This is a genomic window from Haloarcula sp. HT12, assembly GCF_055271655.1.
This window is the reverse complement of record NZ_JBUXKW010000004.1, coordinates 291,677-315,968: the sequence shown is the minus strand read 5'-3', so window position 1 is coordinate 315,968 and position 24,292 is coordinate 291,677. Positions and strand designations below refer to the sequence as shown.

Annotated in this window: 16 protein-coding genes; 9 read left to right on the top strand and 7 right to left on the bottom strand. The window is 56.0% G+C overall.

From position 1 onward, the window contains the following. Nucleotides 1-46: 46 nt before the first annotated feature. The 4 genes from ACY9XZ_RS14555 to ACY9XZ_RS14540 form a co-directional block, all read right to left on the bottom strand. Nucleotides 47-1,396, bottom strand: coding sequence for a nickel pincer cofactor-dependent isomerase, group 22 (locus tag ACY9XZ_RS14555; protein ID WP_463457744.1), 1,350 nt, complete (start codon nucleotides 1,394-1,396; stop codon nucleotides 47-49). 131 nt (nucleotides 1,397-1,527) lie between these two features. Next, nucleotides 1,528-2,862, bottom strand: coding sequence for a glycerate kinase type-2 family protein (locus ACY9XZ_RS14550; protein ID WP_463457743.1), 1,335 nt, complete (start codon nucleotides 2,860-2,862; stop codon nucleotides 1,528-1,530). A gap of 48 nt (nucleotides 2,863-2,910) precedes the next feature. Beyond that, nucleotides 2,911-3,981 (bottom strand): glycoside hydrolase family 88/105 protein, encoded by a 1,071-nt coding sequence (locus ACY9XZ_RS14545; RefSeq protein WP_463457742.1) that lies wholly within the window; start codon nucleotides 3,979-3,981, stop codon nucleotides 2,911-2,913. A 628-nt stretch (nucleotides 3,982-4,609) separates the two neighbouring features. Next, nucleotides 4,610-5,533, bottom strand: coding sequence for an NAD-dependent epimerase/dehydratase family protein (locus ACY9XZ_RS14540; protein ID WP_463457741.1), 924 nt, complete (start codon nucleotides 5,531-5,533; stop codon nucleotides 4,610-4,612). Between the two features lie 348 nt (nucleotides 5,534-5,881). On the opposite strand from ACY9XZ_RS14540, the gene ACY9XZ_RS14535 reads away from it, so the two are divergent. From ACY9XZ_RS14535 to ACY9XZ_RS14520, 4 genes are all read left to right on the top strand, one after another. Then, entirely contained in the window at nucleotides 5,882-7,201 is a 1,320-nt protein-coding gene (locus ACY9XZ_RS14535) for a glycosyltransferase family 2 protein (RefSeq protein WP_463457740.1), read from the top strand. Nucleotides 7,202-7,420: 219 nt separating this feature from the next. Further along, complete coding sequence (locus ACY9XZ_RS14530) at nucleotides 7,421-8,701, top strand: nucleotide sugar dehydrogenase (protein WP_463457739.1); 1,281 nt, start codon at nucleotides 7,421-7,423, stop codon at nucleotides 8,699-8,701. Nucleotides 8,702-8,859: 158 nt separating this feature from the next. Further along, nucleotides 8,860-9,975: a non-hydrolyzing UDP-N-acetylglucosamine 2-epimerase gene (wecB, locus tag ACY9XZ_RS14525; RefSeq protein ID WP_463457738.1), complete on the top strand. Its 1,116-nt coding sequence runs from the start codon at nucleotides 8,860-8,862 to the stop codon at nucleotides 9,973-9,975. Between the two features lie 289 nt (nucleotides 9,976-10,264). Next, nucleotides 10,265-11,242, top strand: a complete 978-nt coding sequence (locus ACY9XZ_RS14520) for a DUF1616 domain-containing protein (protein ID WP_463457737.1) — start codon at nucleotides 10,265-10,267, stop codon at nucleotides 11,240-11,242. Nucleotides 11,243-11,458: 216 nt separating this feature from the next. Here ACY9XZ_RS14520 and ACY9XZ_RS14515 read toward each other — a convergent pair whose 3' ends face one another. After that, nucleotides 11,459-11,731: a hypothetical protein gene (locus ACY9XZ_RS14515; RefSeq protein WP_463457736.1), complete on the bottom strand. Its 273-nt coding sequence runs from the start codon at nucleotides 11,729-11,731 to the stop codon at nucleotides 11,459-11,461. Between the two features lie 290 nt (nucleotides 11,732-12,021). Here ACY9XZ_RS14515 and ACY9XZ_RS14510 point away from each other — a divergent pair, with 290 nt between their 5' ends. Together ACY9XZ_RS14510 and ACY9XZ_RS14505 are read left to right on the top strand one after the other, a co-directional pair. After that, on the top strand, nucleotides 12,022-12,987 hold the full coding sequence (locus tag ACY9XZ_RS14510) for a glycosyltransferase family 2 protein (RefSeq protein WP_463457735.1): 966 nt from the start codon (nucleotides 12,022-12,024) through the stop codon (nucleotides 12,985-12,987). 311 nt (nucleotides 12,988-13,298) lie between these two features. After that, on the top strand, nucleotides 13,299-14,507 hold the full coding sequence (locus ACY9XZ_RS14505) for a glycosyltransferase (protein WP_463457734.1): 1,209 nt from the start codon (nucleotides 13,299-13,301) through the stop codon (nucleotides 14,505-14,507). Nucleotides 14,508-14,527: 20 nt separating this feature from the next. Here the strand turns inward: ACY9XZ_RS14505 and ACY9XZ_RS14500 are convergent, their stop codons facing one another. Continuing rightward, the gene (locus tag ACY9XZ_RS14500; RefSeq protein WP_463457733.1) at nucleotides 14,528-15,811 is read right to left on the bottom strand and encodes a glycosyltransferase family 4 protein; all 1,284 of its coding nucleotides are present in this window, start codon (nucleotides 15,809-15,811) and stop codon (nucleotides 14,528-14,530) included. 201 nt (nucleotides 15,812-16,012) lie between these two features. Here ACY9XZ_RS14500 and ACY9XZ_RS14495 point away from each other — a divergent pair, with 201 nt between their 5' ends. The 3 genes from ACY9XZ_RS14495 (at nucleotide 16,013) to ACY9XZ_RS14485 (ending at nucleotide 22,326) form a co-directional block, all read left to right on the top strand. Beyond that, the gene (locus ACY9XZ_RS14495) at nucleotides 16,013-16,957 is read left to right on the top strand and encodes an alkaline phosphatase family protein (RefSeq protein WP_463457732.1); all 945 of its coding nucleotides are present in this window, start codon (nucleotides 16,013-16,015) and stop codon (nucleotides 16,955-16,957) included. Nucleotides 16,958-18,129: 1,172 nt separating this feature from the next. Beyond that, the gene (locus ACY9XZ_RS14490) at nucleotides 18,130-20,268 is read left to right on the top strand and encodes an Ig-like domain-containing protein (RefSeq protein ID WP_463457731.1); all 2,139 of its coding nucleotides are present in this window, start codon (nucleotides 18,130-18,132) and stop codon (nucleotides 20,266-20,268) included. A 249-nt stretch (nucleotides 20,269-20,517) separates the two neighbouring features. Beyond that, a complete protein-coding gene (locus tag ACY9XZ_RS14485) occupies nucleotides 20,518-22,326 on the top strand; it encodes a hypothetical protein (protein WP_463457730.1) in 1,809 nt (602 codons plus the stop codon). Between the two features lie 207 nt (nucleotides 22,327-22,533). On the opposite strand, the gene ACY9XZ_RS14480 is transcribed toward ACY9XZ_RS14485, so the two are convergent. After that, nucleotides 22,534-24,015 carry a chitin-binding protein gene (locus ACY9XZ_RS14480; protein ID WP_463457729.1) on the bottom strand — a complete coding sequence of 494 codons (1,482 nt, stop codon included), beginning with the start codon at nucleotides 24,013-24,015 and terminating at the stop codon, nucleotides 22,534-22,536. Nucleotides 24,016-24,292 lie beyond the last annotated feature (277 nt).

Below are 24,292 nucleotides of genomic sequence, written 5' to 3'. Positions count from 1 at the left end.
GGGTTCGACAACAGCGAGGTACCGCGGCACAGATCAACGGAAACGACTATTCGCGGAGCGACGGGGCGATAAGCTGTCCGTTGTCGAACTCAATCGGCGACGGTTCGTCGACGACGCGGAGGTCGTCACGGTCGCGTGCGGCCTCGACCAGCGCCGGTGACGCGTAGAGCTGATGGAGATGCATCGTATCGGCCGCACGGAGCACGCGAACGGTATCAGTGTCAACAACCCCAATCGTCGACAGCGCGGCGACGAGGCCGGCGCGGTCGGTCTCGACCACCGGCGGTAATTTCACCCCGCGAATCGTACTCGCAGTGAGCGCGTTGATCAGCGACGTCTGCGCGTCTAGTTCCGCGACGATGTCCTCGTGGATGACGTCCGCCGACCCGACGCCCATCGCGTTCCCGTGGGTCTTCTCCGTCAGTCCGCGTGTGTAGATGCGTTTGATATCCGGCGTCTCCGGAGCCGGCTCGTTTATCGAGAACGGTCGGCGGCCGATGACATTGGTGTCGAGCCCCTGACCGCTGATCTCCTTGCCTTGACGGTCGAACACGACGAGGTCGAGTTCCTCGAACGGGAGCTTCGGCATCAGTTCGTAGGCGGTCTCTAACAGTTCCTCCTCGCGGTCGAGGAAGCCACTCGGCGGTACGCCCTCTATCAGCGTGGTGTCGTCGTGTTGGTCCTCGACGATTGCGACGCCGCCGACGATGGGCAACTCTTCGAGAAGTTGGCCGGTAATCTCGGGGATCATCCGGCGGAACGACCAGTCGACGGCCCACTTGTGAGCGATCTGTGCGCCGCGTTGCTTGCCCATGCCGATGACGAGCATCTTCGAGAGGCCGCTCTCGACGGGGCCGTCGAAGTCCGTGTGTGGTTTGACGCGGTTGATCGGGATGATAGCGTCGGCCGCCACAGCGTTGTCGTCGGCGACGACGGGCACGTCCCGGTCCGGCGTTCGCCCGACCTCGACGACATCCATCGTCGACCGGATCTCACACCCGATAGCCGACTCGGTCACGCCGAGTTCGTTCAGCATCGTCCGCTGGCCCTCGCCGGTAGCGCCACCGTGGCTTCCCATCGCTGGGAAGACGAACGGCTCGTAGCCAGCATCGGTAAGTGCTTCCACGACGCCGGCGACGATAGTGGGGAGGTTCGCGATACCACGGCTTCCGACCCCGAGCGCGACCTCTCCGCCGTCGGGCACATCGGCAAACGACAGTGACTCGACCGCCCTAGCCGCGTGTGACGCGACGTCCTCCGGCGCTATCGGATCTGTCTCCCAGACCTGTTCGATGACGCCGAGTTCGGGGAGCGGAGGGTCGCCACAGGCGTCGATGATGGTCTCTTCCGGCACGGAGAGTGCGTCCGCCGCGATCTGTTGATCGCTTGCGTCCATACCGGCATATCACCCCGTCCGTTTATAAACGTGACCCCCGGCGCACCTGCGCCGTGCCCGCCGCTTCCATCGAGACTTGCTCGTCCGGTAGCCCCGCCTAAAATTAGTTGTCGTGTACGGGGGGACAGTCGTCACTCGTGCTGGTCTCGGATAACAATCACAGCCACGTCGTTGACGTTCGTCCCGGTCGGTCCAGTTTCGACCGTCGCTCCGACATCCGAGAGGTACGAGCCGGCGTCGTTTGCGAGCAGCGCGTCGCGGGCCCGTTCGCGGTCGTCGACGACGGTCCCATCGGCGATTGCACCGGCGACATCGGAGCTCCCGTCTTCGCCGTCAGTGTCGACGGCCGCGATGACCGCGTCGCCGTCGTGGTCCAGTGCGCCGGAGAGGACGAACTCCTGATTGGGGCCGCCCTGTCCTCCATCCCCAGTTACGGTGACGGTCGTCTCGCCACCGGCAAGGAGGACAGCGGGCGGCTCGACCGGTGTTCCCGTCGCCGTAGCCTCTTCGGCGATAGCGACGAGCGGTTTCGCCACCTCACGGGCTTCGCCGCGCAGGCGAGATGTGAGCACGAGCGGTTCGTACCCGGCCTCCCGTGCGACAGTAGCGGCGGCGTCAAGTGCGGTTCCGTTGTCCCCGATGAGATGGTTCGTGACCCGGTCAAAGACTGAATCTTCGGGAAACGGCGTCTCCGATAGTCTGCCGTCTCGCCCGGCTTCGAGGTGGTCTCGAACGGCTGTCGGTGGCGTGAGGTCGTGTCGTTCGAACACGCCGAGGGCGTCCTCGTACGTGGTATCGTCAGGAACTGAGGGACCGCTACCGATGGTGGAGAGGTCGTTGCCGACCACGTCGCTGATCAGTAACCCGGCGACGGTAGCGGGAGCCCCGCGCCGTGCTATCTGCCCGCCTTTCAGGTCCGAGAGGTGCTTCCGGACCGCGTTGATCTCCGCGATCTGAACGCCGCCGCTGAGTAGCCTGTCGGTCGTCGTCTGGAGGTCATCCAGCGTTAGGTCCCCGGCCGGAGCCGACAAGAGCGCGCTGGCTCCGCCGGTCAGGACGAACAGAACGAGCGTGTCCTCGTCGGCTTCGTCGACTGTTCCGAGAATATCGGCTGTCGCTTCGACGTTCCGAGCCGACGGTAACGGGTGATCCCCGACGGTTGTTCGGACGGTTTCGGTGTCGGTAGCCTGCTTGACAACGATGTGACCGCCGCTGAGCCGGTCTCCGAGGATTGATTCGAGGGCGCGCGTCACGCCGCCCGCGGCTTTCCCGCCGCCGACGATGATAACGTCGGTGTAGTCGGCGAGGTCGTACGTCGTCTCGCCGATTGTCAGCGTCTCGCCGTCGCGGCTGACAGCCGACCTGGTGGCAACATCTGGCCCGGCCGCATCGATGGCGGCCTCGATACAATCGAGCGCCACTTCGTGTCCGGAGCTGGCAGCGAGTGCGGCTCGGTTACGGATCATACTACCGCTTCCACCCGGGTGGGTAAAAATCTGCCTGAGCGCTAGGCGTCAGCGGGCGCTGTCTGCCGCCATCAGATACCAGCCCTGGCCGTATGGCGTCACTGTCAGCGGCGCTTCGGGGCCGCCCGGGGGACCGGCGACGCGACCGACCGCTCCTTCGTCATCGACGACACGCGTCACCGCATCGAGCGCATCATCCGCCACATCGCGGTACTGAGACTCGTCGAGGAGCCCGAGATCGATCCCGCGATTGAAGGCGTAGGCGAACATCAGCGTTCCGGAGGATTCAAGCGGCGTATCCGTATCGTCGACGAGATTGTGCCAGAAGCCGCTTCCGTCCTGTAAGGGGAGCAAGCTCTCGCAGTGGTCTTTGAACTGGTCGATCAGTTCCTCACGTTGGTCGTGGTCTGCCGGCAGGCGGTCGAGGATCTCGACGGCCGCAGCGGCGGCCCAGCCGTTGCCCCGCGCCCAGAACGTCCCCTGGGGGTAGTGGTCCGGCGTCTCGACCCAGATGTGACGAAACAGTCCAGTTCGGGGGTCCCGAAGATGCTCAGCGTGGACCAGGTACTGCCTGACGGCTTGGTCGTGAGCCGCTGGTTCGTCAGCGGCCTCGGCGTAGCGGCTGAAGAACGGGCACATCATATACACCGAGTCGATCCACAGGGACTTGATCCCAGCTACCTCCGGGTCGTGATGGGGGATGCCACCGCTGTCCGTCCGGTCGACTGATTCGAGCCACTCGTACTCTCCGCTCGCTGCGTCCAGGTATCGCTCGTCACCCGTCCGCTCGTAGAAGTCGAGCACGCCGTGGCCGATAGCGGTTGTGTTGTTGGTGTTCATGCATTTCTTCACTGTGAGTTCCCAGCTCGCTTCGTACTCTCGACCGTGACTGAAAACCTCGATAGGATAGCTCGGGCCGTATCCCAACTGGCCATCGTCGTCCTGCGTTGCGACGGCTCTGTCGACGAGATCCCTGGCGGTCTCGACGGACTGTTCGCTCCCCTCTGCCAGGAGGCCGTTGATGGCGACACCGGTGATCCAGGACTTGCCATCGAGTTCGAGTGTTCTGAGATGCGAGGCTGCACGTGTCAGTGGCTGTGTGGCGTTGTCTGACGACATCTGATCGGTATATCAAAGTGCCGGCCGTACTATTAAAAAAGTATGTGTCCAGTCGAAGTGCCGGACAGCACCGTCCGAAACAGGCTGGACTTCAAATGTGGGATCGATTGTGGGGCCGTCCGTTCATACTCCGGGTGGCGGACTGGGATACACCCGGTATGCAATTAAAGTAGGCATATAGTCACGGATTCTGTGAATCTCTGAATGGCCACGTTCTACTGCACATATATATCACAGATATACAATCATACACTCGAAATACGGCTATATATTGTCGGCTTATAGCGTCCATCCGTCAATTCCTACAGGAGTGGCTGTTTGTTGTCGCGGTCAACACCATGCACGCGCTGGTCCGCTCGTACTGCATTCGTTCAGACGCCTTCAGTAGTACACCACGTTTCAGTGTGTACCGTGAGAGTGAGTTCAATGGTTCTGAGTAGGATAAGTGTTAGAAGGCGTCTTACAACGGTATATTTTCAATAGCACGAGATCAGAAAGGGGCCCACTCAAATTGATGAAGTAAATACGTCCTACTTGCCTACCAACAGGACGAAATAAATAGCTTGTCTGTTGCTATTTACGCATATTTTGATGGTATAATTTTGTCAGCTATAGGAGAGGCTCACACTTATTCGGCAGTAAGCGTTGCTATGAGGCCTTCGCGAAGGGATACTGTTGGTTTATACCCGAGCAGTTCGCGTGCGTTTCTGAGATCTGCCTCGCTCTGTTCGATATCGTTCTTGCGCTTGGGAACGTGGTTTATTGCTATATCCGCACCAACGACGTCTCGGACGGTTTTGGCGAGTTCGTTGATCGTGATGCTCTGTCCGGTTCCGACGTTGAACGGACGGCCGACAGTATCAGTCGTAGCTGCGTGGAGGTTCGCACGCACGACATCGTCGACATGGACGAAATCCCGTGTCTGGGTCCCGTCGCCCTCAACTGTTAGTGGGTCGCCAGCCTGAGCTTGCCGGATAAATGTGCCAATTACGCCGGCGTATTCTCCATCTAGCCCACGCGGTCCATAGACATTGAAATATCGCAACGGGACGGTGGGCAAGCCGTACCGCTCGGAATAAAATCGTGCATACTGCTCACCGAGGTGTTTCTCAATCCCGTATGGAGTGGTTGGATCGGTCGGTGCGTCTTCTCTGATTGGGACCGCATCGGGATTGCCGTACACAGCAGCACTTGACGCGAACACTACCCGAGCATCCTGCCGGCGAGCACAGTCAAAAACGGTGACTGTCGCCGATCCATTTAATTCGTGACAGTCGACTGGTTGCTCGATTGACTCTGGGACACTAACCATCGCAGCCTCATGAAAAACTATGTCAACGTCTTCCATGGCAGCGTTGACTGTCGCCGCATCTCGAACGTCTCCCTCTATGATAGTCACGTCCTCCGGGAGGTTTGCTCGCTGCCCGGTCGAAAAGTCGTCAAGCACTCGCACGTGGTTGTCCGCCGCCAGTGCTGACGTTAGATGACTTCCAATGAACCCCCCGCCACCAGTGACCAGAACCTGGCATCCGCTGACATTATCCATAGACATGTCATTCGTATATAGAGTGTCACGTTTTAAGTTATTCGTACACATACCTATCGTCTTCCGAGAGCGTCATCTTCGTATCACAGGCCGTGTATCGAATTAAATCCTGCTGAACAGATACGGGACGTGCCACACTCGTCCAGTCTGTCTTAGACTTTGTTACCTGCTCACTGCAAATAGCACAGGATAGCGTAAGCCCCGGAAAGCTGAGAATAACAATACAGTGACTCGTACACGGCGGAACACAACGGAGTCGACTACCCGGCACAATGATACAAATACGCGTACCGGAGCGTGTGGACGACCATACCGAGTGGCCGCCATCGAGAGCGGTTCCGGAGTGGGACTGAGATGTCGGATAAAATCCAGCAGTCGCCCGCAAATGATGGTATCCGTGAACTTTCGAAGAACCTGCCTGCAGTGGGATTGGTCGCGACCGAATCAAACGCCGAGTGGATCGCGGCTGAGATTCTTCGCATACACTCGCGGGCACACCAGGCAATCGTTACAGCAGCTGCCGACGCTGACCTCCAAGCACTCACCTTTGCCCGCTGGCTCGATGCAGAGGTGATTGTCCCATCCGGGAATCTGGCTGAGATGGATACCCCCCGCGAACGGTTACGACTGTACGCTAGGCAAGCAGGATATCCGGGGCTCGTGTACCACGGCAAAGAGAAGGGGTCAGTCAATATCCAAGCAAGCCGGAAAGCCCTGCGGACTACCGAGGACTTCAGCATCGATGCCCGTCTCGAACCGGTCACCGACCCTGATCCAACGGTTATGGTCGGAATCCCGGCGTACAACGAAGCGGCAACGATTGGGACAGTAGTGAACGCAGCCAAGGAATACGCCGACACCGTTCTGGTAGTCGACGACGGGAGCACTGACGACACTGTCGAAGTCGCAAAAGCGGCCGGCGCGACGGTGTACGAGCACGACCGCAACGTCGGATACGGCGGTGCGCTCAACAGTATTTTTCAGCAGGCTAACCGGGGTGACGCCGACTACTTGGTCGTTCTTGACGCCGACGGGCAGCACGACCCAAGTGATATCCCGGAATTGATCGAACAGCAGCGAGAGTCAGGGGCGGAGATCGTCATCGGTAATCGGTTCGATGAGGCTGCCGAAACCGAGATACCGTTATACAGACACTTTGGTCTGTTCGCGGTCAATCTCATGACTAACCTCAGCCTCGGAACCCTCACGCCGTCCAAACAGATCAGCGACACACAGAGCGGGTTCCGGGCGTATAGTCCAGCGGCGATAAGTTCGCTTGCAGCCGATAACTCGATCGGTGATCGGATGGATGCAAGCACAAATATTCTGTACCACGCACACTCCAACGGCTACCAGATCACAGAGGTTCCGACGACGATAGATTACGACGTGGAAGCTTCGAACAGTATCGGCCCACTTGAGCACGGACTCACCCTCGTTAGAAACATCATTCGGAGGGTTGAGCGAGAACACCCTATCGTGTTGCTCGGTATTCCCGGTGTCTCCTGCATTCTCATCGGGATTGTGTTTACGTACCTCACGATGTTCAACTATCTCCAGACCGGGAGTTTCCCGCTTGGGCACGCTTTGGCCAGCACTTCCTTCGCGATCATTGGCATCCTCGCTTCACTGACTGGAATTGTTCTTCACTCCTTGGGGCTATACCGCCAGTAGGTGACTTTTCGAGTAGTTATCAGCTGCATTAGGTTGTGTATCGCTCCCTATCAGGTCCGGGTTTACCAGGGCGTATAGTCGCTAACTGCCCACAACTTCTGCATAACAAAGGGAAACGTATATGATTCGTAAACCAATGGGGCACGAACCCATACCCGAATTTCGGGAGCAGAGACAGCGCTGTCAATCAAGCAGGAAACCATGGGGGGGATCAGAAACATGAGTATCTGTGTACACGGACTCGGATATATCGGGCTTGCGACAGCATCTCTCTTCGCCAACGCTGGCACCGATGTCATCGGATTCGATGTCAACGAAAAGGTGATCAATCGTCTCAACGAAGGTGAGCCGAAAGTCAGCGAGCCGGAGTTTGAGACGTACATCCAGGATGCGCTGGAGCGCAATTTAACACTGAGCCGTCGCCCGCGACCTGCTGATGTGCATATAATCTGTGTGCCGACACCGTACGACGAAATGAATGACGAGGCAGACCTGACCTATGTAAAAGACGCCGGACGAAACGTGGCTAACGTTCTCAGGGATGACGACACCGTAGTTCTGGAATCGACGGTGCCGCCTGGAACCACAACCGGGATCCTGGCTCCGATCATCTCCCGAGGTGATCTCGACATCGGTGAGGATGTACGTTTGGGGTACACGCCTGAAACAGTGATGCCAGGGAATACACTCACCGAACTCCGGACCAACGATCGAATCATCGGGGGCGTGGACGAAACCTCTGTAGGAGCTATCAAGTCGCTCTACGAGCCACTTACCACCGGGGAGATTCACGTTGCCCCTGACCCGACGACAGCCGAGTTTGTGAAACTGGCGCAAAACGCCGAGCGAAACGTCAGTATCGCCTATGCTAACACGCTCGCGTTACTCGCAGATAATTACGGTATTGACGTACGTTCCGCGATCAGTCTCGCAAACAACCATCCACGGGTCGATATTCTGAGCCCGGGTCCCGGCGTTGGAGGGCACTGTCTACCTGTCGACCCACATTTCTTGAGTGACGACACAGCCGCGACGGAGCTAATCGACATAGCGAATCGAGTCAATGACCGAATGCCAGAGCACGTCATCAGCATACTCGAGGACGCCGTCGACTCGCTCCGAGACACGTCTGTGGCTGTCCTCGGAATCACGTACAAAGGTAACGTCAGCGACACTCGAAATAGCCCTGGGTTGGAGATAGCGAAACTACTCGGTAATGTCTCCACGAAGACACGGCCGGCCATGGATGGTGGCTGGGATGAGGGGTCAGTCACCATCCACGACCCTCGGGCGACGGATCAGAGGCTACAGCTCGTTTCGTTTGAAACTGCGGTTAACGACGCTGATGCGGTGGTATTCGGCGCGGCACACGACGAGTTCGCAGATCTCAACCCTGCAGATATCAGGTCGAAGATGGCGGGCCGAACTGTGGTTGATCCTGTCGATGTAATCGATGTAGAGCAGTGGACTGAACACGGGTTCGATGTTCGGACGATTTAGGCCCGTTCTCCGGTGGCGACGAACTCTCTTGCGATTGGTTGTGCCATCATCGGCGTAGGAAGCCTATAACAAATCCTGTTTGCTACTCACGCAACCGGTATGAGATTGCCCGGATGCCCCTACTATCGGACGTTCGGCCTGCCAAACCAGGTACAACAATGACTGACAGTACTGTTGGATTCGTCCTTGGAACGCGTCCAGAGATCATCAAGTTAGCACCGGTAATCCAGGAATGCCACTGGCGTGGTATCGACACACATATCATCCACACTGGGCAGCACTACTCAGATTCGCTAGATACCGTCTTCTTCCGACAACTCGGTCTATCACCACCGGATACGAACCTCGAAATCGGCTCTGACGACCATGGGGCTCAGACCGGTGCGATGCTCGCTGGCATCGAGGAGGAATTTCAGGAGACCGAACCCACGGTCGTGTGTGTTCAAGGGGATACGAACTCGACGCTCGCAGGTGCTCTCGCGGGCAGTAAAATGGATGTCGACGTGGCCCACGTCGAGGCAGGACTTCGGAGCTTCGATGATGATATGCCCGAAGAGACAAACAGGGTCATCATCGATCACATCTCAGATTACCTCTTTCCACCCACCGCGGAGACGGCGACGCTGCTCCGGGAAGAAGGGATCCCTGAGGATCGCATCACAGTTACGGGAAACACGATTGTCGATGCAGTCGAAACGTACGATAAAGAGGCCGCAAACGAAAGCCGGATTCTGAGTGAACTCGGTATTGCTGCGGGGAAGTTCGACCTTCTGACTGCTCACCGGGCGGAGACAGTTGACGACCGGGACGCATTCGAGCGGATTCTTAGCGGTGTTGCGCGGGCAAGCGCCCGAGCCGAGCGGGAGGTAATTTACCCGATCCATCCCCGAGCGAAGGACCGACTCGAAGCGTTCGGCATCACGGTCCCTGATCGAGTCCGCCTCGTCGAGCCGCTGGGATTCTTTGATTTCCTTCGACTGGAGAGCACTGCAGACGTAGTGTTCACCGATTCGGGCGGGGTTCAGGAAGAAACGAGCATCCTCGGGACGCCATGTGTGACGCTCAGATATGGGACTGAACGCCCCGAGACAGCCTTTGTGGGTGCCAACTGCGTAGCCGGCCGAGAACCGAGTAGCATCGTTGCTGCGGCGACGCAGATGCGGGGAAAGACTGGCGATTGGACGACGCCTTTCGGGGACGGGACAGCCGCCCGTGAGATCGTCGATGCGGTTCCGGAACTCCCTGTCAGGGAACCAGTCACAGCGACCGAGTGACCGGTGTCGATAAGCACTGCCGGCTCGGTCTCGAATAAAAATTTGCGAGAGTAAATCTACCAGTTTCGATTAGATGTTCGCCTACTCACCAGGAAATAGCGTTTCAGTCTCTTTGAAACCAGCGGAAGGCGAATTGAGAATGGGCATTTCTCAGTGACAATTCGCTGAGGGCTGCGACTTTCTCCCGACGTCTTTTTCCGGTCAAATGATTATTTGCGCTCGATGCGGCTCGGTTACATGCACCAGTAGTAACTATCTAATTTTATTACTACGCACACATCTGCCGGTAATGGCACCTGACGCAGATGCGAACATCGGGGTTGAGACACTCCCGATTGATCTTCTGCTGGTCGGATCTCTCGGCCTCTGGCATCTCGCCGCTGCCCAGGGTTACGTCGGACAGTCAGCCGCACAGGCTTTTTTAGGCCTAGGAGCGGTCCTTATTGCACCGGGATACGCTCTGGTGGCCCTGTTGTTCCCAAGCGGTGCCCCTGAGACTGACGGGCTATTCAATGATCGGGCGGGGCGAATCTCTGCCGGCGAACGGCTTGTTCTGGCAATCGGAATCAGTGTCTGCTTGGTCCCTCTCGTTGGACTCGGGTTGGTCCTGCTGTCGCTCGGTGCTAGCACGGGACTATATCAGCTCTCTATCGGAGGAACGACTGTGCTCCTCACGGTCGCCGCGGTGATCCGACGGCTACGAGTGTCGAAAGACGAGCGTTTCAATCCCATACGGTGGGCGAAGACTGCGTGGGCCAGACCGTCCATACTACCGTCAGAGAGGGTACCGATGCTTCACATTTTTCTCGTGCTCGGGCTTCTCGTCTCCGGGACCGGTATCGGGTACGCGGCCCTGTCAGCAGAACGGGGCGAACAGTTCACCGAATTCGCACTTGTAACTGAATCCGCCAGCGGGGACCCCGTTGCATCCGAGTACCCGTCAGAGATCCCGCTCGGCAGTTCACGAACTGTTCAGGTCTCTATCGGGAACCACGAAGGAGAAGAGCAAAATTACACCGTCGTCGTCATCGCACAGAGAATCGAGAACGGCACCGTCCTGGCCACGGCACGCACCGACCGGTTTAGTAGTCGTGTCGCGGCGGGTGAAACGCTTACCCGGACCCACGAGATGTCCCCCACGCTAACCGGTGAAAACATCCGCGTGTCGTATCTGCTGTACCGTAACGAAGCACCGGTCGGGGCGAATCCTCGCCCAGAGAACGCGTATCGGCGTACGCATCTGTGGGTGACCGTCACCAGTGATTGAAAGAGGGGCTAGCTCCGTGTAACAGATGGATGTTGTCCGCGACAATATCCCGTAGTACAATTTAGCATATAAATGAAGCAATGCAAAAGGATGCAACAAACTGCCGTATGCTGGCGGATTTCGTCGTCTCAGGGTAGTGGCCGAACAGGACAGGAGAGTACCAGTACATGCAGTCGAGGACGTTGACAGGGTCACGCATTGTCAGCATTCCCGCTGCTATATCACTGCGACAACCCGCTCAAACAGGAGAGAGAGAGTGACCAGCCAGCCGCCGATCTTGACGATCTGTAGACGACGCCACCATTGCTCGTCCGCCAGCGGCGGGAACAGCTCACTAGTTACGAGCAAACTCAGAAACATCGCGACAAGGTAGATGCGAAGTCTGGCGATGTCCACTGCCCAGAGGGCAAAGAACGAGACACTTCCCAGGATCACGGACGAGATCAGAAACCACTGGAACCGGCTCTGGGCAGGTTCTGGCATCGACATGGATGAGACCCACTCAGTCATCGACATAGAGGTTGGGTGCTTGTGTATATTGGGACCCACCAAATAGTAATTCTCCTAAATACCTGTCGTTGCGATCGATAATACACTAGCTAACTCCCACAGTTCCGGTTGGTTGGGTATGATCTTTCCTGTAGCCTATGGTAACTTCGCTTACAATCATCTTTCGGCAGCAATGCCAGAACTGGTGTATCACGTCTGGTGACGAAATGACGCCGGTAACAATGTTGTACTTAAATATCTCGACGTACAAATTGTAAATTAAAACTAACATGTCGGAGGCAAGGAACATCGATAGTGAGACCCCGCTTGTGAGTGTAGTTATCCCCACATACGGACGCGACAAGCACTTGCCGGCCGCGATTAATAGCGTACGCAATCAACAGTACGAGCGGATCGAGCTTCTCGTCGTTGACGACGGCTCTCCAACACCTGTAGCGACAACATTGGACGAGGAGCTCTTGAACGACGAGCGGATTACGATCATCCGTCACGAAGAAAACAGGGGGGCAAACGTTGCCCGGAACACGGGTATTCAGACTGCAAATGGCGATTATGTCGCCTTTCTCGACGATGATGACCAGTGGGACGAAACAAAGCTCAGGAAGCAGGTCGATGTTTTCAGGGAATCCCCTGCCGAGACAGGGGTCGTCTACACGTGGGTCAAACGGGAGAGCGCGTCCGGAACCACAGTTTCGACTCCGACCGCAGCCGGGGAGGTTATCACTGACCTGTTGACCGGCGCGAACTTCGGACAGTTCTCCTCGGTCTTGGTGGACACTGGGGCGATTGCTGATGCCGGACTGCCCGACGAAAGGTTTCCAGCATGGCAGGACCGGGAATGGTTCTTCAGGCTCGCACAGTCCTGTGAGTTTCAACCAGTCGAGGAGACGCTTACCTATCGCCAGACCGGACGGGGAGATAGCATCACGGCGAACTTCGAACAGAAGCGGGATGTCGCCTATCCGCTTTTTGTCGAGAAACATGGCGGCCTCGCGGCAGAGTACGGCCCGTACTACGAGCGGACATTTCTCGCGTCCATGCGACGCTCGCTCGCACGTTCAGCAATACGTGCCGGACGGTACAATGAGGCTCGTAAGTACTTCCTACTGGCCTTTCTTGCCAATCCACTTTACCGTCCTGTCTACCCCCATCTGCTCCCTTCCCTGGGAGGGAAGCGGACCTACGAGTTGGCTGCGTCCTTGCGCCGGAGGTTGTCCGACACAACACTTGTATAGTAGGACCCGACCAAGTCTGTAGCTGTGTAACGCCTACTCTTACCGGATATCGGTCGCCAAACTGTATTTTCAACAGTTGATGGCCGATTTGTGCGGAATCCATTGAAAAGACTCTTTTGCGTCTGTCGGACCTGTAATCTGTTCGCCAACGAAGCAGGCAAATCAACGCTCATCTCGAACAGACAGTCCACCTGATGTGGTTGTAACAATTAGATCCGCCAGACCCGGTCAGGACAGCACTGGAGAGATATAATTTGTCACGGAACGAATCCAGTGACTAACAAAGAATATACAACGGCACCACGACAACGATGGACGAGCCGACGCTTCCGGACGATGATGGTCTCGTTGTGCCAACAAGGGCCGAGCAAAGTACTTCGGTCGCGACGGAGAGCGGCCGACCACTACTGGCTTTTTTTATTCCGGACCTCTCCGTCGGTGGTGCGGAGCAAGTGGCAATCACAATCGCGAACGGACTAGCGGTACGCGGGTACGACATTGACCTCCTCCTCTCACGGGCTAGCGGCGAGCTCCGGTCGGAACTGTCCGAACAGGTATCTATCGTCGAGCTGCCGCCATCGACGACACCAGTAGTCGGAGTGGCCGCACACCTCCCGTTTCTCGTTTCATACTTACACAAACAGGAACCGGCAGCGTTGTTCCCGCACCTGGAACATCCGAGTATCGTCTGTCTAGCGATAAATAGACTCCTCGACATCGAAACCACCGTTATTCCAACGCAACACTCCGCGTTCGGGCATGAGGTTGAAGCGACACCGAAGGACCGGATCGTCAGACGCATCGTGCCGCGACTCTATCCCGCTTCGGATCGAATCATTAGTGTCTCGGAAGGCGTCGCAGAGAGCATCGTTGACCGGACTCCGGTAAACAGATCGGACGTTTCAGTACTGCACAATCCAGTGGATGTCGAACGGATCCGTGAGCGGGCCACACAACCAGTCGATCACGACTGGGTGGAAAACAATGATCGAGATGTGGTTCTTTTCGTTGGGCGCCACGCCGGTCAGAAGAACCTGGATGGATGGATCCGGGCGTTCGAGCGGGTTGCCGAGGAGAACTCAAACGCACGCGCTATCGTTGCAGGTAAAGGGCCGTGTCGGGAGGAAATACTGGCGGCAGTTGAGCAGCGCGGGTTATCTGACGTAGTGTCGCTCCCCGGATACGTCGATAACCCGTACAGGTACATGGCCCAGGCCGACACCTTCCTCCTCTCCTCGCAATACGAAGGGTTACCCACGGTCCTGATCGAGTGTTTAACCGTCGGGTGTCCGATCGTATCGACGGACTGCCCGAGTGGCCCACGAGAAATCCTTTCCGACGGGACCTATGGAACACTTGTCCCTGTGGGAGACGTGGATGGAATGGCCGACGCAGTCCGTGATACGCTTGCTGACCCCCCTGATCCGGATCGGTTAAGATCCCGCGCCGACGACTTCTCGCCGCAACCAGTGTTTGATGAGTACGAGCGGTTCCTTGAAGAGCACGTTTTCACGGACTGACCAGCCACTACCAGCAGACGCTAATCCAAGATTTCAGCCGCCGGGAGCTCGCCGTCAGAGATGATCGATTCGTGGAGGTCTGCAAGCCGCTGACCATGTGCTTCCCATGTCCAACCCTTCGAGACCAACCGTTCCTTGCCGTTTGCTCCCATTCGTTCTCGCTTTTCAGAATCCTGAATGAGATCGTTCAGGGCACAGGCAAGCGCAGTAGCGTCCTCTTTTGGTATCAGTATGCCTGTCTCGCCGTCCACAACCTGCTCCGGGATACCGGACACAGCGGAGGCAACAACTGCGGTTTCGCTGGCCATCGACTCGTATATCGTGTTCGGTCGGCCTTCTGCGTGGCTCGGTAACATGAAGATATCGGCGGCTGCAAACCATCGTCGGAGTCCCAGCGGAGGGACTTCCCAGAGAACCCGATAATTATCGTGGTGGCTCGTTTTGAGTGCGCCGATAAGCTCTGTACGGAGATCACCGTAATGACCGACGAAAACAAACACTACGTCATCACTACGAATCTCATCCAGCGCCTCACAGATCTCATTGATTCCTTTACGTTCCGTGTACCCGCCACAGAACATAACGAGCGTGATATCTTGACCGATTCCCAGTTCCTGCCGAATCGCCGCTTCGTTATCAGTCGGATACCGCGATGGATTCGCCCCATTCGGGAGCACGGTAGCTTTCGGCGTTTCGGTGATATCGTTGGCAATCCGGGCAAGTGACTTACTCACACAGAAAATCCCGTCGGCGTAACCGAGGGTTTCACTTATTTTTCTCCGACTGATCTGTGAGAAGTCATAGAAGTTGTTCAGAATTTTCCCGCGACCCATTACCGTCAGCGGAATGTCGTTACTCCGGCAGTACGGAACTAACCCGTATCCATCATAATGGATGTGGCCAGCATGGCAAATATCCGGCGTCTCGAAATTCTTTGAAATATATTCAGGGAGCATTTCGGCAAACGACCGCGACGACAGTGTATATTTGAATATCTTTTGAGGTAATAAGTAGAGGAATCTTGGGTAATGGACCTCGTGAGAATTATAATCATGTCGGCTAGGGATCTCACCGAACTCGGAGTAGGGGCCAACAGGAGGTGCCCTCGGACGGGGAGTAACGACATCTACACCGGTTTCTGTCTCACTCAGTGCCCTGATTGATCGAAAATTGAACAGCCCCATATAGGGATTGAAGGGGTCTGGATGGTTCATCGCGCTTACGACCGCACGGTACATGAATATTAGCTGGCAGGGTTTCTCATTAAGTATGCATCTAATACTGACGACCCCGCCCGCTGTCATCTTTCATTGAAACAGCCAATATAAATTATATTTCAAAGGTGTCTGAGCGGAGCGAAAACATGTTGTACCGTATGATTGAGTATCAGTTGATCCACCCGCTGTACCGCGGGTAGAAGATTTATAACTATAGTATTCTCTGCGGAAGTCAGGGCTGTGAAGACGAATATACGCGAGTGGCTACATACCCTAACGGGAGGGCAAGTGGATGGGGGCGAGGAGGGCCTCCGATATTTTTTAGGAGGGGCTTACAACGGTGTGTATTTTTCGCTGACCACTCAGTACCCTTTCGGCACAAATATCTATGACAAGGAGTGGGATCTACTGATCGTACTAGACGCCTGTCGAGTGGATGCCCTGCGAGAAGTCGCATCCGAATTCGAGTTCATCGATAGAGTCGATAGCGTCTGGTCCACGGGGAGTTCTTCCCATGAGTGGCTTTGTAAGACCTTTACTGAAGAACATGCCGATGAGATATCCGAGACAGTGTATATCTCCACGAATCCACACACTCAACCGACATTCGAGGGGGGCAAACGGCCACCACGGAAGTACGTCACGCCGGTAACCTGGGCGGATTGGAACGTGGTCGACGGAGATCAGTTCAAGTTATTAAAACAGCTCTCACGAAACCACCGGTACCAGGACCACTTCGATACAATCCCGCCGAATATCGTCACCGATCATGCGATCTTGACGGGACGGAGGCTCGAACCTGAGCAAATGATCCTCCATTATTATCAGCCTCATCGTCCGCACGTGGCATCCGCATACAGGGAACAGCGAGATATCACCGAGGCTGAGGACCATCCATGGGAGGCTATCGAGCGCGGGGAGATATCCACGCAGGACGCCTGGGAGAATTACCTTGATAACCTTCGACTGGTCCTCGGCTCAATCCGCCGACTGCTCAATAACATAGACGCGGAACGTGTCGCCATCACTGCTGATCACGGTGAACTGTTCGGAGAAGTAAAGCAGTACGGACATCCGGAGGGGATACCTCATCCCGATCTCAAAAAGGTCCCATGGGCGGTTACGTCTGCTACGGATCACAACACGAGCACCCCGAGTGCGAGCATTACAGGGCAAGAAAAGCCCTCGAAATCAGACGTCGAGGATCGGTTAGAGCATCTCGGCTACATATAACGTCACCTTTGTCGATTGTCGGAGGATCGAGGTAACCTGCAGTACTTTTCGGACTGCCCGGTCTGAATGAGATAACATGAACTGGTAAGTACGTAATTCATAAGATGTTGTATCGGACAATCAAATATCTACATAAAGTAACAATTTATAATACCGTAGTCGGGTCGAATTCGGTACAGGATGTTAAGATCGAATTACTTTGAGGAGGGCGCTGTTAATAGGGCGGAAAACCGGCAAGGAGCCTCCATGGCACATCCGGACACGTATGGCCTCTCCGGGCCGAAAACAGCGATTAGGTATTTATTTACCGGATGTGAATCGGTACCCGCGGCCGAATCGATAGGTGATGTACTCGAAAAGAACGGAACCAGCGCTGCGGGGACATTGATAACTGGTGATACCAGGCCGGACAGGTTCCGCGAGTTTAGCTATGGAGGTCTCCAATGACCAGACCAGCATACGTTCCCGACGGTGCCGAGGATATCACCGATCACGGTGTTGCCCCCGACCACAATCCGAGCGACCCAGACCTCTCAACTGCACAGGAAGTCTTGGCCGCGCTTCACAGTGCAATGGATGCCGCTGGGCCGAACGGATCTGTATTCGTTCCCGAAGGAACGTACTACTTCGGTAGTGAGGAGGTATACAGCCTTATAGTGCTGGGTGGGAGTCAGCCGCGTGGTATCTCAGTTTACGGTGCAGGCCCTGATAAATCCACGCTCGCAGTGACGGAACACATGGATCCTGCAGTTATCTCGAACCAGACGGCGTTTATTTACGACGGGGACGCAGACCATGGGAACGTCGAAGTCCGTGGGCTCACCCTAGACGTAAACGCTCCGAACCTGGGTGACCTCAATCAACACAGTGGCGGAGCGGACGGATTCGCTCTCGCCGGTGATTCCCTGTCGTTCTCACTGTATAACGTTCGCATTACTGATACTTATACGAGAGGGATTAGATGTAGACAGTACCTCTCATCAGCGAGGTACTGTACCTTTGATCGGATCGGTATCGAATATCACAAAGACAGCGGGTCGAATACGCACCCGTTTGACTCGCTTCAGACACCGAAAGGTAACACCACTGTCATCGAGAACTGTAAAATAAAGAACTGTCCGGGAAGTGCAGTAAACATTCGATACGGTGACGGAACATATCGAATCCGGAACGTGTACGCAGCCGGAACAGGGAGCCAGTTCCTCAAACTCTCCGCCGGAGAGACGGTCGAACTTCGACGTATCAACCACACGGCCTACACATCGGAACTGGAATCGCTGCTCCCGGACGAACCCAACGATGGGTTCCTCGGTCGGCATTTCATCCAGAGCCTGGGTGACCGCGGAGAGACCAGCGTGACGTTAGATATGGAACACGTATCGACGAAAAACCACACGTCGTACGCGTTCCAGGTGCGTGATACGGTGGGCGGCCCGTCTGATATCACGTGGATCGGCGATCAGATCGCGTTCGCCGGTTCGAACATGTACACTGATAACGAGGTCATCCGTGACCGGCAGGGGGCAGCGTTTAAGAACGTCGACGTTGGCGAGATATCAGTTCACGACACCAATGGGCAGGCGTTCGAAACCGAGGATTCGTACGGTTCGATCACCACCCTCTCAACCGGCAACATCGGTAGCGTCGGAAGTACAGGAGATATCAGTGTCGGGACTCACCTCGCAGGGGGGAGTCCGCTGGATGTCGATGTCCCGAGCGAGGACGAGGTGGGAGTGAAAAGTCAGAGCAGCACCGAGGAAGAGACAACTACGACCGAGACCGTGGAAGCGTCACCGAGCAGCCTCCCCGACTGGACCCCTCAGTGGGACGGCGATTCCACGGATTGGTCGGTCGTTTCAGGCGATTCCAACACCGGCAACGCGTACGTCGAGTTCAGCGCCAGTTCAGATGACTCGCACGCTATGTCCTGGGACGATGTCGGTGAGCACACCGACATTGAGCTACTCGGACTGGTCCGGGTCAGATCGGAAGACAACGGTGACGACGGCTGGGGCCGTTTGATCGGGAGAGGTGGTATCGACGACGCCGGAAACATGCTGGGCTACTCGACGTGGTTCGTTCGAAGCGACGGGAAGATCAAAATCCGAGTCGAGAAGGACTTCAACGGGTCACAGACCACACTCGGCGAAACGACGGCCACTTCCAATCCACTCGATGAGTGGAGCTATCTACGGCTCCGCATCAATGGCTCCTCGGTGAAAGCCAAGAACTGGGGATACGGTACCACCGAGCCCGACACCTGGGACATAGACGTCACTGATGAGGATGTCACCGGCCCAGGGTGGAGCGGGATCGGTTCTTGGTCGAGCGACCCGCAGCTGTATGACTTCTTCAGCGTCGGTACGAACGGTGAACCAGCAAGGCTCGAGGATGCCAGGCCGGAAATCTCGTGGCACCAACCCCTCTCCGATGAGACGCTGGACGGGACGGTCACGCTGCAAATCAGTGCTACCGATGCCGAGGACGCTGCCGGCTCCCCGACAGTAGAGTACCGCGTCGACGGTGACACCTGGTCGACTGCGTCGTACAACTCGGACACGGGGTACTATGAGGACAGCTGGGACACTACAGCGCTGTCAGACGGAAGCCATACGCTCGACGCGAAAGTAATTGACTCAGCGGGTAACACGGATTCGAGTAGCATCACCCTCACTACCGACAATAGTGGCTCCAGCCCGGTTGCCAACGAGCTCTCGGCCACAGAGGTCGAGACTGACACCGCGGACGCGGCCTTTGCGATCGACTGGGAGGTCAGCGATCCGGACGGGGACCTCTCGACCGTCGATCTGGGCCTGTACGACGAAACTGACGACGAGCAGGAAGATACGAAGAGTGTCGATATATCGGGTGATTCGGCGACCGGGACTACTGAACTAACAGCGAGTGGGGACGGTGAAAGCGGGAACGAGTACACCATCGTGCTGACCGCAACCGACAACAGCGGAAACGGCACGTCTGCTACCGCCACAGCGGCCGCAGCGGGGGACAGCCTGAAACCACAGATCGGTCGTTTCAGCGTCTCCGAATCGCAAAAAGGAGACGGCAGAGCCGACATCACCGTCGTGTGGGACGTGTACAGCAATGATAGTGACCTTCGGTCGGTCAATATCGATGTTGCCGACTCGGATACCGTGGTAGAGAATGTCCAGTGGCAAGTCAGCGGAAATACGGCCTCGGACATCGATATGTTCAATATTGGTCAGGTTTCCGGGAGTGACTACAGTATCGCGCTTACGGTGGTCGACAGTAACGGTGAGTCCGTCTCCGCTACTAAATCCGTGAGCGTCTGAGAGACGTACCTGTTGTCACCCTCGCCCTCGGTGGAGTAACACGGAGTGCGCCGTGTCGTGTTTTTCCGTCTTTTATTTTCAGAAGATCAATCAAAACGCTACAGAATTTAAAATCACGTTAGGAGCGTACTAACAATGATATGAACCGTTCTACGGACGCATAGCACAAATGGTGCATGCGCTCTCGATATGGAATAGGCCTGTCTTCACGGACACCAGTTGGTTGAGCAACGCCTTCGGGAAGAATTCATGAGCGCAGACTCCGAGCAAACTGTTTTCAGGTATTTGCGAGTCCCGGAAGCCATTGCAATCGCTGGCGTCGTCTTACTTCTGATAGCAACAGCTTTTGTGTTAACAACCCCTCCGGCCACCGAATACGAAATATCGCTCTATGACTCATATCCTCCCTTCTTCTGGGGCTGTGTCATCGGCTCTCTGTTCGCCGGTTCGCTACTGATATTTAGGAGCGTCGGGAACCCGAATGAACGGTCGTGGGTCTTCGGCACCTTGCTGATGTTAGCTACCGACGCGTTACTGCTATTGATGCCCCTCATACGGGGATATATCATGTACGGTGATGCCGACCCGCTGACGCACCTCGGATACGTACAGGACATCGTCAATACCGGCAACACCGGTGCTAACATCTACCCGCTCGCCCATCTGCTTGTGTTTGCCACTGCCGACGCGACTGGACTGGATACGATGACACTCGCGATGCTGACGCCGGTGTTTTTCTCCGCGGTGTACTTCGGGGGCATGATTTACTTGCTCTTTCAGGTAGCAGATTCTCGAAGGGGGTTCCTCCTAGGTCTTCCCTTCGTCTTGCTACCGATACTCGGCTACAGCCATTTGCTATTTCGCCCATTCGATTTCAGTATTCTACTGGTTCCGGTCGTGCTGTATCTCTTCTTTAAGAGTCAGCGGCATCCCGCTCCTGCAATCAGAGCGGTTCTGGTACTCACACTCCTGAGTATGCTCCTCTATCACCCGCTAACCGCTGTGTTCGTCACCGGGATCTTCATGTTGTACTATATCGCGCGTTACATTCCGAGAGTAAAGACGGTATATCGGAGTCCGACGAGCGCCTTCGGCCTCTCACTTGCGGTGATCGTGAGTTGGTACTCCAACTTCCCCGGAGTTATCCTACGGTTCGACACAATCTATCGTGTCCTCTTTGGATCAGAGAGCAACGATGCACCCGTCCAGGCGTACGCCCAAACCGCACAAGAGGCCACGCCTGCCCTGCTCGACATTATTCGGTTCATCACGTTCAGATTCGGAACTGAACTGATACTGTTTACGCTTGGAGGGGGCTTGTTCGGGATCGCCCTCCTGCTCAGTGTTAAGAAACGATACGCACTGGATACGCGAACCACCGTGATGGGAGCAGTCGTAGGCTTGTTCGGTGCCGTTGGGCTGGTGTTCCTTCTGCTTGATCTGATCGTCACACAGGAGCGTCCCTGGCAGGTGGCCAAGATCGGTGCAGTGCTCCTGCTTGGTCCCTTGTTCCATATCTGTTGGAGGTACCTCAGACAGCGCAACCAGTCGTTAACTCCCCGCAGTTCAAAGCCAGTGCTCACTCTCACGGTGTTGGTGCTCGTCGTGCTGTCCACGCTCACATTGTATCCCTCACCACTGTCAGGGATGACTAACGACCAGGTCACAGCGATGGAAGTTGAGGGCAGCCACTGGCTAACCGAACACGAAACCGGGGACAAGGAGCTCTATCATTTCGACATAGAGTACCGACGGTTCCACCATGCAGAACACGGTGTAAATAAGGGGTTGCCGTTCTGGGAACTGTTTCTGCCACCGCATTTCAATTACACCACCAATCAGTACTTCGGTCAGAACTACGAGAGCGGGAAGTACGTCATGATCAACAGAAAGGGCCGTATCTTCTATCAGGAAACGTTCCCGGATTACCCGCAGAGATGGAAGTACACGCCACAGGACTTCCAGCGCTTTAACCGAGACAGAACAGTTGACCGCCCTTACGACAACGGTGATCTCAGGATCTATCTGGCTAACGGGACCAGAGCGCAAGGAGCGTAGCGAGACGCACCAGAGGATCAGTTACTATTGTCTGAAGGTGTTTTCGTGGCCTTTGTTGAGTTGTTCGGTGTGATAGATGTCCATCAGATCGAACTCCTTCCCGAATCATCTACCAAGGGAAATACCATCGGACGGTACCCCTCACGAATTTCACCCCTGGGTAGCGTATATCTTACCGAAGTTACGCCCGACAGTATAAGCTCGCCTCTATCTGCTACCGAGATTCACAGTTACGTCCTCACCGGCACCAAGTGGACCGACCCCGACTTCGGCTATAGTTGGGACCGTCGGACTGAAGCGTTCCTGGCCCCGGTTGCTCGCGGTGATCGTAACATCCCCTGCGTTCCCGATTCCGTCTGTATTGGAGTAATTGAAAGTATCAATGGTACCGTGGGAATTTTCCAGTTTGAACGCCTTAGCCTCCGAGTTGTGTATTGACAGTCGGGCGATGTCGATATTGGAGAACTTCCCGGACCCATGGTCGCGGATAACCGCATCGTCCCGCGCACGGTTGGTGTTGTAAATCGCAATCATGTCTCCCTTCCATATCACGTTCATCGGGCCGTCCCCGATAGCGTCCTGTGCTTGGAACGCGTAATCGGACATGTCCCTGGAGAGGACGTTTTCCATGATCACGGTCGTCGGGGTAGTCCCCCGGTTCCCGAGGTTATTGATGAAAAATCGGCCGTGGAAATCGGGGCCGATATCTCGCTTATCGACCTTCTGCTCTAGAGAGGCAGTATTCGCTCTGTGGTAGATGTTCTTCAGTTCCACGACCTTGCCTGCGGACATTTTACACAGTCCGGACCCCGTGCCGCTGACGTAGCAGTTGTGCATCCTCGTGACCCCGTCGCCAAATCTGATGTTGACTGCATTCCCAGCGCAGTCGATAAAGCAACTGTTCTCGACGATGAACTCGTCGCCCGCTTGCGGTCGGACAGAGATGTGATGAGAGTTCGACCGCCCGTTAGTTTCGTTATGGCGACCGATTCCGTTATCTTGGAACGTACAGCTTTCGACTGATCGGAGGACAGTACGACCACGAACCCCCGCCAAGTGCCATCCCCGTATCCATGCACGTTTGAGATGGAAGTTGCCGTTTTTAGACATTTGAAGTCCCCAGGAACCACCATTGTTCTCCGCAAGCCCGCTGACGTTCTCGTAGTTACCATCCAGTTTGATATCCGTGATCTCGACTGATCCGTGGTCGTACCCGTCGTACCAGATAAACCCGCTCTGGTTCGGACGGTTTTCGGCAGACGCGTGCCTGGTAATCGCCAGTGACGAACTGCTGGCACCCGCTCCGATGATAGAGATGCCTGGTGGTTCAGCCCCACCGAACTGTACGTACGGACTAAAGCCTGAATCATTACGACCGAAGTAGTACTCGCCTTCCGGAACGAATATCGCTCCGCCCTTGCCGGCAGCCTCCGCGGCTTTGACGATAGCTTCGAGGTTCCGCCTCGCTGCAGCCACACCGGGATCATTCGGATTCGGTTCCGCACCGTAGTCGCTGATACTCTCGGCGTCACGCCGTACATCCGGTTCCTCAGTAGGTCGTTTGGGCGTCGCAGTCGGCTGGGCCGAGGCCCCGGCAGGCCCTTCAGTCCCGTTCTCGTTCGGTGGTTCGTCATCACCTCCATTTAGCCCCGGGAACCAACCGTAGAGCACGCCCGAGATGACGGTCACGATACTTCCGATGAGAGCGATAAGTCTTCGACGGCTGACCACCCCAGAGCCACCTGTCATAATAGAGCTGTGAGTGTTGTAGTGTTCCACAGATGTGGTCGAATGGAGTGATACCATCGATGGAGGAAAGAGATCATTTCTCTCATTTCAGACTTCTATGCTCGGGACATTAGTATAGGCTTCTTACAGAAAAACCGAATAAAGTCCACAGCCCTATGCCTTGCATTCCATCCAGAGCGGATATTACTCACTTCATTCCAAGAGTTACTGACCAATT